The organism is Nesterenkonia rhizosphaerae (assembly GCF_039544555.1).
GTDB lineage: Bacteria > Actinomycetota > Actinomycetes > Actinomycetales > Micrococcaceae > Nesterenkonia > Nesterenkonia rhizosphaerae.
In genome coordinates, this window is the sequence record NZ_BAABLW010000007.1 from 332,871 (window position 1) to 345,773 (window position 12,903).

General features: G+C 63.0%; 10 protein-coding genes. 9 read left to right on the plus strand and 1 reads right to left on the minus strand.

The annotated features are described in order from the left end of the window. The first annotated feature begins 18 nt into the window (after positions 1 to 18). The 5 genes from ABEA23_RS07225 to ABEA23_RS07245 all read left to right on the plus strand — a co-directional run bounded on the left by ABEA23_RS07225 (position 19) and on the right by ABEA23_RS07245 (position 5,318). A complete protein-coding gene (locus ABEA23_RS07225) occupies positions 19 to 408 on the plus strand; it encodes a DUF485 domain-containing protein (protein ID WP_345477391.1) in 390 nt (129 codons plus the stop codon). Beyond that, positions 405 to 2,102, plus strand: a complete 1,698-nt coding sequence (locus ABEA23_RS07230) for a sodium/solute symporter (RefSeq protein ID WP_345477392.1) — start codon at positions 405 to 407, stop codon at positions 2,100 to 2,102. The genes ABEA23_RS07225 and ABEA23_RS07230 overlap by 4 nt, the downstream gene beginning before the upstream one ends. After that, positions 2,092 to 3,423: a histidine kinase gene (locus tag ABEA23_RS07235; protein ID WP_345477393.1), complete on the plus strand. Its 1,332-nt coding sequence runs from the start codon at positions 2,092 to 2,094 to the stop codon at positions 3,421 to 3,423. Before ABEA23_RS07230 ends, ABEA23_RS07235 begins: the two co-directional genes overlap by 11 nt. A gap of 45 nt (positions 3,424 to 3,468) precedes the next feature. Further along, positions 3,469 to 4,365 (plus strand): LytR/AlgR family response regulator transcription factor, encoded by an 897-nt coding sequence (locus tag ABEA23_RS07240; RefSeq protein WP_345477394.1) that lies wholly within the window; start codon positions 3,469 to 3,471, stop codon positions 4,363 to 4,365. A 119-nt stretch (positions 4,366 to 4,484) separates the two neighbouring features. Further along, positions 4,485 to 5,318 carry an aldo/keto reductase gene (locus ABEA23_RS07245; RefSeq protein WP_345477395.1) on the plus strand — a complete coding sequence of 278 codons (834 nt, stop codon included), beginning with the start codon at positions 4,485 to 4,487 and terminating at the stop codon, positions 5,316 to 5,318. A gap of 279 nt (positions 5,319 to 5,597) precedes the next feature. Here ABEA23_RS07245 and ABEA23_RS07250 read toward each other — a convergent pair whose 3' ends face one another. After that, the gene (locus tag ABEA23_RS07250) at positions 5,598 to 7,679 is read right to left on the minus strand and encodes a BCCT family transporter (RefSeq protein ID WP_345477396.1); all 2,082 of its coding nucleotides are present in this window, start codon (positions 7,677 to 7,679) and stop codon (positions 5,598 to 5,600) included. A gap of 373 nt (positions 7,680 to 8,052) precedes the next feature. Between ABEA23_RS07250 and ABEA23_RS07255 the strand changes: the two genes are divergently transcribed. The 4 genes from ABEA23_RS07255 to ABEA23_RS07270 all read left to right on the plus strand — a co-directional run bounded on the left by ABEA23_RS07255 (position 8,053) and on the right by ABEA23_RS07270 (position 12,810). After that, positions 8,053 to 9,363 carry an endonuclease/exonuclease/phosphatase family protein gene (locus tag ABEA23_RS07255; RefSeq protein WP_345477398.1) on the plus strand — a complete coding sequence of 437 codons (1,311 nt, stop codon included), beginning with the start codon at positions 8,053 to 8,055 and terminating at the stop codon, positions 9,361 to 9,363. Positions 9,364 to 9,396: 33 nt separating this feature from the next. Next, complete coding sequence (locus tag ABEA23_RS07260; RefSeq protein ID WP_345477399.1) at positions 9,397 to 10,509, plus strand: hypothetical protein; 1,113 nt, start codon at positions 9,397 to 9,399, stop codon at positions 10,507 to 10,509. Positions 10,510 to 10,612: 103 nt separating this feature from the next. Next, entirely contained in the window at positions 10,613 to 11,623 is a 1,011-nt protein-coding gene (locus ABEA23_RS07265) for a glycerophosphodiester phosphodiesterase (protein WP_345477400.1), read from the plus strand. Positions 11,624 to 11,721: 98 nt separating this feature from the next. Further along, positions 11,722 to 12,810 carry a universal stress protein gene (locus tag ABEA23_RS07270; protein WP_345477401.1) on the plus strand — a complete coding sequence of 363 codons (1,089 nt, stop codon included), beginning with the start codon at positions 11,722 to 11,724 and terminating at the stop codon, positions 12,808 to 12,810. The last annotated feature ends 93 nt before the right edge of the window (positions 12,811 to 12,903 follow it).

Sequence of the window (12,903 nt, forward strand, 5' to 3'; positions counted from 1 at the left end):
TGGCTCTAGACTCACTTCATGAGGTACGACGACGTCCCCTCGGCTGAGAGTCCGGTACAGGATGAAGTCCGGGACACCCCGGCTGAAGCTGATGCGGCCTTCCGCACGCTGCGTCGAATCGCCATCACCTACTTCACGGTATTCCTGGTGATCGTGGCAGCCTTCCCGGTGCTCACCATGACCCTGCCCTGGTGGACTGAATCCCGCGTCATGGGCAACCTCAGTCCCGGTTTTCTCTTTGCCGGTGTGGGCCTCTACCTGGTTTTTGCGGTGCTGGGTATTGCCGCAGCTACCCTGAGCTCGTCTGTGGAATCACGCATGCTGGGGCATCAAAGTCCGGGGCCCCAGAGTTTCAGCGCAGAGTTTGACCTCCCCGAATATGGGGTGGCTGACGAGGCAGAACGATGACGACGACGGCGGTCATCACCCTGGCCGCAGTATTAGTGATTGTGCTCGGCGTCAGTGTGCTGACCCGACCACGGCATTCATCCACCGTCGACTTCTACCTGGCCGGTCAGCGCGTGGGCGTCATCACCAACTCCTGGGCAATCAGCGGCGACTACCTCTCCGCAGCGTCCTTTCTGGGGGTCGCTGCTGCGGTCTATGTCTCCGGTCTCGACGGCGCCTGGTATGCGGTGGGCTTCGCGGCCGGTTTTGTGCCGGTGCTGCTGCTGGTGGCCGCTCCGCTGCGGCGCTACGGAGAATTCTCCCTGGCTGATTTCCTCGGCCGCCGACTGGGCTCTGACGCCGTACGGATCTCCTCGGTGGGAGTGGTTCAGCTGGTGATCCTCTGCTATCTGGTGCCGCAGTCAGTGGGCGGCGGCATCACCTGGGAGCTGCTGGTCGGGCACGGGATATTCGGCCTGAGCCCCTACTCCACCGGGGTGCTGCTGTCCACGGCGGTGATCGCGGTGGTGGTGGCCTTCGGCGGTATGCGCGGGACCACCTGGAACCAGGCTGTGCAGTTTCTGCTCCTTTTCAGCGCCCTGATCTGGCTCGCCGTGGTCCTGACTGCTGACGGGTTTCGCTACGGGGACGCTGTGGAGCAGCTGAGCCAGCAGCCGCTGACCAACCCTGAACTGGTGGACTCGGGGGACCAGCAGTCCTGGCAGCTGGTGGAGGAGACAAACTTCATCCAGCCCGAAGAACCTGCGGTATTCGGTGAGCCCGGGGCCCGCTACGGTCACCTGGGTCAGGTGGCTCTAGTGGTGACGCTCGGGCTTGGCACAGCTGGGCTGCCGCATGTGATGAACCGCTACTTCACCTCGCCCACCGGCCGTGCCGCCCGTTCCACTACCGTCTGGGTACTGGTCCTGATCGGCGCCTTCTACGCCCTAGCAGTCATGATGGGCACTGCGGCCAGGGACATCATTCCCGCCGCTGCCCAAGAACACCCGTGGCTGCGTGAACTCACCGTGGACGGGGTCCTGCGCGTGCCCGAACATGCCTTACCAGTGCTGGGCCGGATCTATGGGGATGAGGCAGGGTTGGGGCTGGTGGCCGCAGCCGCCCTGATCGCGGCGATGTCCACAGTGGCCGGTCTGCTGCTGGCCTCTGCCGCCACCTGGGGCCACGATGTGTATGAGCGCCACATCAATCCGCGCGCCACCCAACGCCAGGCGGTATGGGCCGGGCGGCTTACCACGCTGGTTGCCGCTGCACTGGCGGCAGGTCTGGCCATTGCCCTGCGTCCAGATGCTTATACCCCCGCGATGCCGTCACTAGTGGCCACCATGGTCACCTGGGCTTTCGCCGTGGCCGGCTCGGCGCTGACCCCGGTGATCGTACTGGCGATCTGGTGGAGAGGCACGACGGCGCCCGGCGCGCTTGCCGGCATGCTCACCGGGGCGTGTCTGGCTGTGACGATGTTCCTCACGGCCGGGATGATGCAGCCCTCGGCGCTGCGTGAACTCATGGCGGCCCCGACCCTGTTGGCAGCACCTGCGGCGGTTCTGGTGACGGTGCTGATCTCCAGAAAGACCCGGCCACCCGCCTCGGTGGATGCGGCGTGGGTCATCATGCACGGCACCGCGGCAGACCGTCAGGCGGAACGGCTGGCGACTCTGACAGTGGAGGAAAGGAGGCGCCGTCGTGCGCGGTAGCGTGATTCTTGCCGTTGCTGTGGTGGTGATCTGGTCGGTGGTCTACGCCATCACGCAGCTGATGGTGGTTCCGGCATTGCCGGTACTGCCCACCGTGGGAATCGGTCTGGCGCTGACGCTGGCGGTGGTGCTGGGTTATCCCTCGGTGCTGCGCGGCCCACGTGGCAGCCGGGGCCTTTTCGGCAGCCGCGCGGCTGCCCCACTGCGTGCAGAGAAGCCCCGCGGGGTCAGTGACCTGGCGGGCCGTTCGGTGCCGCTGCGCAAAGGCCTGACACCAGATGCCGCCCGGCGTACCTGTGAGCTGCTGCGGCCCATGCTCTCTGGTGACGCGGTGTGCATTACCGATACTGAAGACATCCTGGCTTATATCGGTCCCGGTGCGGATCATCACGTGCCCGGCGGGCAGATGCAGACGACGGCGGCCCCGCGCACCGTCAAAAAGGGCCGTACTTCGGTAGTGCACACCCCCGATGGGCTTGGTTGCCGGCACCCGGAATGCCAGCTGCAGTCTGCGGTGATCGCTCCGCTGCGGATCGGCTCGCGCACCGTGGGCACCCTGGGTGTGTACCAAGCCACCACCAAAACCCCGCCGAAGCAGCTGGTGGAGGATATGGCCAATATGCTCTCGCTGCACTTGGAGTTAGCTGAACTCGACCGCGAGAAGCAGCTGGCCACTCACGCCCGGCTGGACGCGCTGCGCGCGCAGATCAATCCGCACTTCCTGTTCAATGTGCTCAACACCATCGCTTCGAAGGCCCGGACCCGCCCGGAGGAGGCTCGGGAGCTTCTGCTGCGGCTCTCCGAGTTCTTCCGCTACGCCGTCCGCCAGGAGGGACACTTTGCGGAGTTCGCCCAGGAGTACTTCTTTGTGCGCACCTACCTGTCCCTGGAACAGGCCAGGTTCGGGGAGCGGTTGCAGATCCGCTATGACATCGACCCGCAGGTGCTGACGTCCCGGGTGCCGGTGCTGACCATCCAGCCACTGGTGGAGAACGCGGTCAAACACGGGATTGCCGGGAAGAAGGAAGGCGGTACCGTGCGGCTTCGGGCTCGGGTGGATCCGCTGACCCGCACCACTTCTATTCGGGTCTCCGATGATGGTGTAGGTATGGACCCGCAGGTGCTGGCTCGGCTGACGGCCCGGCAGACTGAGGTGGCCACGGGCCAGGATTCAGTGCTGACCGGACCGGATCACGCCGGGGTCGGGCTGCAGAATATCTCCGAGCGGCTGGACTCGCTCTTCGGGGATCGTTACGACCTCTCCATCTCCACGCCGCGTTCCGGCGGCACGGTAGTGGATCTGACCATTCCACTGAGATGAGACTGGCGCATGTGAGCTGGCGCACTTTCCACTTATACTTGCGGCATGCAGCCGCGCGCCCTGATCGTCGATGACGAAGCCCCCGCCAGGGAGGAGCTGCGCTATCTGCTGGAGGAGGCCGCCGGCACAGAAGCCTCAGGTGCCGGACGAGTCCAGGTGGTGGGGGAGGCCACTAACGGCGAAGAAGCCCTTCTGCTGCTGAACTCGCTGAACTACGACTTGGTCTTCCTGGACATTAGGATGCCGGGTCTGACCGGTCTTGAGGTCGCACAGCGCCTGCGGGAGAACCCGCGCGGACCGCGGGTCATCTTCACCACCGCCTACCCGGATCACGCAGTGGAGGCGTTTGACCTCTCGGCTGCGGATTACCTGGTCAAGCCTTTTGATGCCGAGCGGCTCAGGCGTGCGGTGGAGCGGGCCCTGAACCTCGGCAAGGAGCCAGGGGCCAGGGACGACGGCGCGGCGCAGCCGGTCACCGAGGGTGGCGCAACTGGCGCAGCTGCCCCGCAGGGACAGGACATTCACAGTTCAGCTGCTGCCAACGGGACCGGCAAGGGACAGGCACATGGGCATGGAGCTCAGGGGCCGTCGTCGTCGGCTGTTCTTGATCCGCTGGTGCGCATTCCGGTGCAGAAGGATGGCCGTACGGTCCTGGTGGACGGCGAGGCGATCGTCTACGCAGCTGCCGCACGCGGGTATTCCTCACTGAAGCTGGCAGATGACAAGCTGCTGGTGTCTTTCTCCCTGAACGAGCTGGAGCGCCGACTTCAGGGGTATTTCTTCCGTGTTCACCGTTCCTACCTGGTCAACCTGCGCTATGTGCGTGAGCTGGTACCTGACTTCCGCGGAACCCTGGTCCTGGTGATGAATGACCGCCAGCGTTCCCGGGTGGAAGTCTCGCGCCGGCATGCTCGCGAACTGCGCAAGAGGTTGGGCGTATAACCAAGGTGTCAGAACTTAGGCTGATCAGGTGGGAATGACCTGGTGAGCGCGGAGGTTCGTGTCAGTGGGACGGTCCGTTTCGGGCCGCCCATCAGTCAGAACTTCAGTGAAAGGTCACCATGACTGCAGTACCCACTATTAAGCTCAACGACGGCTATGAGATCCCGCAGTTCGGCTTCGGCGTGTGGCAGGTTCCTGCCGATATCGCCGAGGAGGTTGTGTCGAAGGCCCTCGAGGTCGGATACCGGCATATCGACACCGCTGCTGTCTACGGCAACGAAGAAGGCGTCGGAGCGGCAATTGCCAAGTCCGGGATCCCGCGCGAGGAGCTTTTCGTCACCACCAAGCTGTGGGTGGGGGACTTCAAAGACGGTAATACCAAGCAGGCGCTGCGGACCTCCTTGCAGAAGCTCGGCCTGGAGTACGTGGACCTGTACCTGATCCACTGGCCCTCCCCGAATGATGAGAAGTACCTTGAGGCGTGGAAGGCCCTGGAGGAGCTGCAGTCTGAGGGTCTGACCCGCAGTATCGGCGTCTCCAACTTCCTGCCCGAGCACCTGGACAAGGTGGCCGAGATCGGATCGGTGACCCCTGCGGTCAACCAGGTGGAAATCCACCCCGCTCTGCAGCAGCGCGATATTCAGGCCGCCAATGAGAAGTACGGCATCGCCACCCAGGCCTGGAGTCCGCTGGCTCAGGGCCAGGTCTTCGACGAGGAGCCGGTGAAGGCTGCCGCTGAGGCGCACGGGGTGAGCCCCGCCCAGGTGGTCATCCGCTGGCACCTGCAGCAGGGTCGCATCCTCTTCCCGAAGTCAGTGACTCCTGAGCGGATTGCCTCCAACTTCGATGTCTTCGGCTTTGAACTCACCGATGAGGAACTTGCTGCCATCGACGGGCTGGAACGCGATGGTCGCCTCGGCAAGCATCCCGCGGAGTTCTTCCCCGCCGGCTGATGCTGCTCCAGGCTGATGCCTGGTACTGATGACACAGGGCCCGATCACCAGGAACTGGTGGCCGGGCCCTGTCTCTGTTTCCTGGCCCCTCGGGTGAGCCCGGGGAAACTCCCTTTGCCCTGCTGGAGTGGACGATTTGCTGCTGTTTCGGCGCCGGTAGCCCAGCAAATCGTCCACTGGACGTGACCAGGGCATGCGTTTGGCGGATAAAAGTGCCCCCGGTGCGCAGACCACGTGGATCTGGCACCGGGGGCACTTTAGCGAGGTGACTTTAGCCGATCAGGCGTCGTCGTCCTTCAGCTCCGGTGCCACCACGGGGATGGTTCCGGTGGCCAGGGTCTCGTCGAAGAACTCTTCCGAGGAGTGTTCCCAACCAACATATGACTCCGAATACTCGGGGGTCTCAAAGACCTCATCGGTGATCGGGTCGCTGTATCCCTTGGAGCGATCCCAGCCCAGCACGCCTGTCTGCGGATCCACAGTGGTGGCGTGGGCGGGCACATCCTCGATGGCTATGACCAGATCATCGCTGGCCTTGCCTTCGGCGAGTTTGCGCGCCTCGCTGCTTGCCGGTAGGCCAGACAGAGTAGCGGAGGTGCCGCCGAACATGGCCCGCAGGGAGCGGGTCTGGCGGTTCAGCAGCTCCAGGACCTTCTTCTGCACCGCTGGGCCCGCGTCCTTGCCGACTTCCTCGCGCGCGGTCTCCACCAGGGCAGCCTTGGTGGCGTGACGACGCACGCGGACATAGCGGTTCATAGTGCGTCCCTCATAAATGAATACCCGCACCTGGGCGATGACAGCCAGTGCCATCACAATCGAGAACGGCGCCGCTGAAGCGATTGCCGCTACCTGCAGCACGCGCAGTGAGGAACTCGGATCATCACCGGCTGCCAGCAGCACGATGGCGGACACGGCGATCAGGGCAGTCCAGAACACACGAGTCAGCTTGGGGGTGGTGGTGCGCCCGCCATAGGCGAGCACATCGGTGACCAGGGAACCTGAATCGCCAGAAGTGATGAAGAAGATGGTGATCACAAGGATCGCAAGCACTGCGGTGATCGAGGCCAGCGGCAGGTGATCCAGCAGCTGGAAGAACGAAGCCTCCGTGCCCACCGTCTGGCCGCCTTCGCCGTCATCGATGAGCATGGTTCCTTCGGTCAGCTGGTAGTAAATGCCAGAGGAGCCGAAGATGGAGAACCAAAGAATGCCCACTGCGGTTGGTGCCAGCAGCACGCCCAGGACGAACTCGCGAATGGTGCGGCCGCGCGAGATGCGGGCGATGAACATGCCCACGAAGGGGGCCCAGCTCATCCACCAGCCCCAGTAATAGATTGTCCAGTCGGCTGACCAGCCATTGCCCAGCAGGCCGCCTTGTTCATTACCGGCACCGGCGGCGTATTCCGCATTGGTTTCAAACATCAAGTTCGGGAAGGCCAGTGCGTACTCGCCGATATTGGAAACGATCGACTGCAGCAGGAACATCGTCGGCCCGGCGAAGAGCACGAACAGAGCGAGCGCGGCCGCAGCGAGAAGATTGATGTTGGACAGCCACTTCAGGCCCTTATGCACACCACTGATCACCGAAAGCGTTGCGACAATCATGATCACGGCCACCAAGCCCGTGAGCAACGGCTGTGAGGTGGGATCTTCTACCCAGCCCATGAAGCCCATACCCGCTGCGATCTGCTGGGCGCCGATGCCCAAGGAGGTCACGACACCGAAGACAGTGCCGACAATGGCGACGACGTCAATGATGTGTCCGACCCAGGATTCAATGAGCTTGCGGCCGAAGATCGGCTCCAGCAGCCAACGGATGGCCAGCGGGCGACCACGACGGAAGGTCATGTAGGCCAGCCCGAGCCCGATCACTACATAGATCGCCCAGGCGTGCAGACCCCAGTGGAAAAGCGCCTGACCCATAGCGGTACCGGCTGCAGATGACTCAGTGGCTGCGATGATGTTGCCGTTCGCGTCCACGCCGGCCTCTCCGGTGATCTCCGGAGGGGCGATCATGTGCCATAGCGGCTCTGCGACTCCCCAGAAGACCAGCCCGATGCCCATGCCGGCGGCGAAAAGCATGCAGAACCACGAGCCTAAGGAGAACTCCGGCTTCTCATCGTCGCGACCAAGCCGAATGTTGCCGGCCTTGGACAGCCCTGCCCAGAGCGCGAAGATGACGAAGCCGGTGCACAGAAGGATGTACCACCAGCCCACGCTATTCACGATGGCGGAGTTGAGATCCTCGAACGCCTGGGCGCCGCGGGTATTTCCCCACCAGGCCGCGAAAAAGAGGGCGCTGACAATAATGATCACTGCGGGGATAAAAACCCACAGCTGCAGCCCGCGCCAGGCATCTGACAAGGACCAATCTTTCAATTCTGCTTCTGGCTGAGACGCCACGAAGTCCTCCTGTAGTCACTCTGTTACGTAGTTAGTTCGTCAGTTCTGCGTCGACTCTCGTCATGCAAGCTGAGTCGGAGAATCCCGCGCGGAATTCTCGGTATCCGACATTCACCATATACCCAGGTAAATGTGAAAGGTCCAAGAAAGCACGGATGCGGAGACTGATGTCACTGTCAGGTCACAGTACGGGGGCTAGGGACTGAAGGTTGATTACACCTTCGTAAAGTTTGCTGGAAATGTGTACTAGGGCTTGGCGTGAGCCGGAGTGGCCGCTACCGTAGTGGTCATGCCAGCAGGCCCGAATGAGCCTGCGCGCCGGTTGAGGGGAACGATGAGGGGCGGCAGTGCCGTACTTCTTGCCCTGGGTCTGATGGTGACCACAGCAGCCGGGGCGCAGTCGTCCCAGCCAGATGATGAGATCGCAGCTTCTGCGAACTCATCGGCGGTGACCCCAATTGCAGGATCCCAGCGCTATTACCCCGCGCCCGGACAGCCGTTCCAGCTCAGCTCGCCGGCAGATCCTTCCACTTCCACGCTGACGAAGGCCGAAGGCGACTTGCGCGTGGCCACCCTGCATGCCGAACTCACTGGCGATGGCAGCAGCGAACGTCCCATCCAGCAACTCATCGCCTCCTTGAGCGGTGGTCAGCACGCGCAAGCTCGCGCTATTGCCCAGACTGCGCAGATCAACGACCCTGATGTCCTGGTTCTCACCGGTGTCACCTACGACGACGACGGCCAGATTCCCGAACTGCTGCGCACCCAATATCTGGCCAGCGGTCAGCGCGGCGAAAGCGCCATCGACTATCCCTATGTTTATGCCGCCCCCACGAACTCTGGGTTGGAATCCGGTGCGGATCTCGACGGCGATGGCACAATCGGCGGAGCCGGGGACGCTATCGGCTATGGAGAGTTCGCCGGCCAGCACAGCACAGTAGTGTTCTCCAAGCACCCGATCCTCACCGATCAGGTACGCACGTTCCAGAACTTCCTCTGGCGCGACCTTCCTGAGAACTCGCTTCCGGAGTCACGGTTCTCGGACCTGGAGCAGTCCATTATCCGGCTCTATCAGAGCAGCCTCTGGGACATCCCGGTTCAGGTCGATGAAGATCGCGCACCGGTTCACATCATCGGCAGCGCTATTCCACTGCCGGAGGATCCCACCGGTATTGATCTTGTCCGTGCCGATGACCAGCGTCGGGTCCTTGCCGAGTATGCGGCCGGAAACGCCTGGTACCTCACCGACGACGACGGCGCGCACGGCGGCCTGCCTGCTGGTCATCCTTTTGTGGTGGCCGGCCAGCATTCTGCTCCGCAGCCACTGGCCGCTGAGAGCGAAGACTTGGACATCCTGCTGGAGAATGCTGCTCTGCAGGATCCCCGTCCACGCGCAGTGACCGAACAGCCGCTGACCGGGCGCTCAGGAACCCCCTGGCACACAGACCACACTGCAACTCGCGCCGTTCCCGGCGAACGAGATGTACGGGCCTCATACGTCCTGCCTTCTGCAGCTTTAGGAGTCAGCCAGTCCGGCGTTTTCTGGCCGGCCGAGGGTGAGTACGGCTACGAAGTGGTGGACCCGCAGTCCCGCTTCGGTCTGCAGAATCGACTGGTCTGGGTCGATCTGCAGGATCTGGGCTGACGAGCACCAGGGATAACGCCTAGACTCTCTGTCATGGCTTCTCAGCACGTGGTGCCCTTCTCCGCTGGCCGGAATGATGATGCCAGTCGCACATCGAAGTCTTCTGCGCGCGCTACGCGTAAGCCGCGGAAGAAGTCCCTTGTCCGCACTGCTGCCACCGGGTATGTGGCCAGCCGCTCCATGAACCTTGTGGCAAAGCAGGCGTTCAACGACGACGGCTCGTTGACTCCCGGAGCTGAAACTTGGCTGACTCGTGCGGTGACCGTGCAGCGCCCCTTGGTGCTGGCGAATCTGCGCCGACTGCGCAAAGCGCACCCGACACTGACCAACCGGCAGCTGGCTGCTGAGCTCGATAAGGAGTTCAAGCGTTCCATGACTGGCGGTGGTGCGCTCATCGGCGCCACCGCAGCCGTGCCAGCAGTCGGCACGGTGGCTTCACTGAGCCTCTCAGCTGTCTCCACTGGCGGTTTCCTGGAAATGTGCGCCCTCTACGCCCAATCGATGGCTGAACTCTCCGGTATTACCACCGAGGACCCACAGAAAGCCAAACTCCTGGTGATGGGCATCATGCTGGGGGAGGAGGGGCGGCGATTGCTTGGTGAACTCTCTGACCAAGCAGGTGGTCGCGGTTCCGGGCCCATTGGCAGCATTGTCCCGCTCTCCAGCCTCGCCAGCGGAAGTGCTGGATCCTCGACTATGGCCGGACTCGTGGCCAATCAGATCAAGAAGCAGTTTCTGCGCAGGTTCTTCGTTCGTCAGGGCACCACCATGCTTGGCCGGGCCATCCCCTTCGGCATCGGTGCAGTGGTGGGCGGCGTCGGAAACCGTGCCCTAGCCGGCCAGATCATCCGCACCGCACATAAGACCTTCGGCGAGCTGCCGGAGCAGACTCCTGCAGCTCTGGTGGAAGACTTCAAGCGCGGGCTCGAGCGCGAGCAGCTGCGTGCAGACCGCAAGGAGCGCCGAGCGAAGAAGAAGCAGATCAAGACCTCAGTCAAGGCTCAGCGCAAGGAGAAAAAGGCACTGAAAAGCGGGAAGAGTGCAGATTCTCAGCCTGAACTACCGGCAGCAGAGCGCCCGGAGCAGTCCAGCTCGAGCGTGCGAACTGACCAGCCTATTGTCGGCGAACTCGCAGAAGAGAACTAACCAGCCGAGACTGCCGGGCGTTCACCAGGAATTCACCCGATGTTCTGCCCTCATTTTGCCTGCTCTTTGCCTGTCGTTGACTTCTCGCTCGTAGCCTGAGGGCGTGACGATCACCTCGCCCGTCCACGCGGCAGATATGGCTCCCGCCCGCCCGCTCAGCCGGGTCCCGGCTGCAGCGCTGCACACCATCCCCGAGGACCTGGAACTCTCCGCGGATTCGGCGTCAGCGGCACCGGCCCGCCGCGCCCGTATCTTCGCCCACCGCGGTGCCTCAGGCCTCTTCCCCGAACACACCCGCGCCGCCTATATGCGCGCAATTGAGGAAGGCGCCGACGGGCTGGAGATCGACGTGCACCTCACCCGCGATGGCGAGGTGGTGTGTTTCCACGACCCGACTCTGGACCGCACCAGCAATGGTTCTGGCGCGGTGGCAGAGACGACTCTGGAACAGATGCGCCAGCTCGATGTCTCCAGCTGGAAGACCCCGGTGCTGCCCTCGCGCTACGGCACACGCGAGCAGCAGCTGATGACTCTGCAGGATGTGCTGGAGCTGCTGATCAGCGCCGGTCGGGACATTGCCCTAGCAGTGGAGCTTAAGCACCCTTCGCCGTTTGGTCATGCGCTGGAAGACCGTGTGCTGAAGGTTCTACTGACCTACGGTTGGGATCCGGAAACTTCGCGTATCGCCTGCGGTGAGCACAGCGTGGAGATCACGTTCATGAGCTTTGCCCCCGGCTCGCTGCTGCATCTGGCCGATATGGCTCCTGCGGAGAAACTGTGCGCGCTCTTCACGGACATCACCGAGGAAGACGTGGACGTTCAGCTGGCCCATGTGCGTTTCTCCGCGGCGCTGAGGCCGGTGGTGGCCGCTGTGATGCGCGGTACCGTCAGGGACTCTGAAGCACTGGTATGGAACCAGCGTGTGGGGATGGCCGGACCTGGCATAGATTACGTGCGAGATCATAAAGCAGAGGTCAAGGCCTGGATCGCGCGTGGAACCACTATGCGAGTGTGGACCGTAGACCGCGTCGCTGACGCCGAGCTGCTCCTCGAACTCGGTGTCCAAGAGATCACCACCAACTACCCGGCGCGCATACTTCAGCACGTCAGCTAAACAGCCGAAGGGGCACTCCGCAACGGTTTGGTGAAGACTCTCGCTCCAGCGGGTATTGCTCGGTACCATGTGGGCACACTACCTACGGGAGGTCCACAATGACGGATGCATACCGCCAACAGCAGACAGAATCGGAGCAGGCAGCCGCCCAGCAGAACTCCACGCGAGGGGTGGTGGTCGGCGTCGACGGCTCCGAGCAGTCACTGCGCGCTGCACATTGGGCCGCCGCAGAAGCCCACCGGCGAAGCCTCCCCCTGACAGTGGTCACTGCCTATTCCATTCCTGCTTTCGCGGCCTCATCTATGGACGGCGGCTACGCCATGATGGATGACTCCAGTCTGCGTGCCGGAGCCGAGAAGGTGCTGGATGAAGCCAGACAGTTCTTGCGTGACTATCCCGGAGAGGTGAACTACCTGACTGAGTCAGGGGATCCCGCCTCCGTGCTGCTGGAGCATTCGCGGCATGCAGAGGTCCTTGTGGTGGGCACCCGTGGCCGGGGAGGCTTCTTGGGACGATTGCTGGGGTCAGTGTCATCGGCCCTGCCAGCACATGCCAAATGCCCCACTGTGCTGGTTCCCCTAAAATTCTCTTCCAAGCAAGAGAACGCGCTCACGACCGCGACCGGGGCCATCCCGATCGTGGCAACTGCTGAGCAGCCTGGAGCAGGAGCGCCGGAATCGTTGCTGCAAGAGGGGGCCCATCCGATCAGCCCCAAGGACAAGCGTCCGGTGGCAGCCGGTGTGGACGGATCCGACTATGGCCGCGTGGCTGCCTTGATGGCCGCACAGCAGGCCGCCGAGCGGCAGACCACTCTGCGCCTGGTATGCGCGCTGCCGCCTCTTGGTGCCACGCTGGTGTGGATCCCCACCCATATTGACGACTCCGAGGCACTGCAGGATCTGCAGGAGAAGCTTGAAGCCGGTAAGCGGTGGCTGAACAGCCACTACCCACAGCTGCCCATTGAAGCCGAGGTCATCGACGGTGCTGCTGTCGATGTCCTGGTGGAAGAAACCCGACATGCGCAACTGACGGTGCTGGGAACCCGCGGGCGTGGGGGCTTCGCCGGAATGTTGCTGGGCTCCACCTCTCAGGGCGTCCTCCAGCACGCTGAAGGTCCTTTGATGGTGGTGCCGGAGAACGAGGACGAGCGTATTGAGAATCGGCCCGAATTTGGACCCGTGCTCTAGGCCAGGCCTGACTTCTTGCTGATCTTCTAGGGTCAACCGTGCGCATATAGGTGATGCCCCGCAGCAGTTGCTGCGGGGCATCACCTATATGCC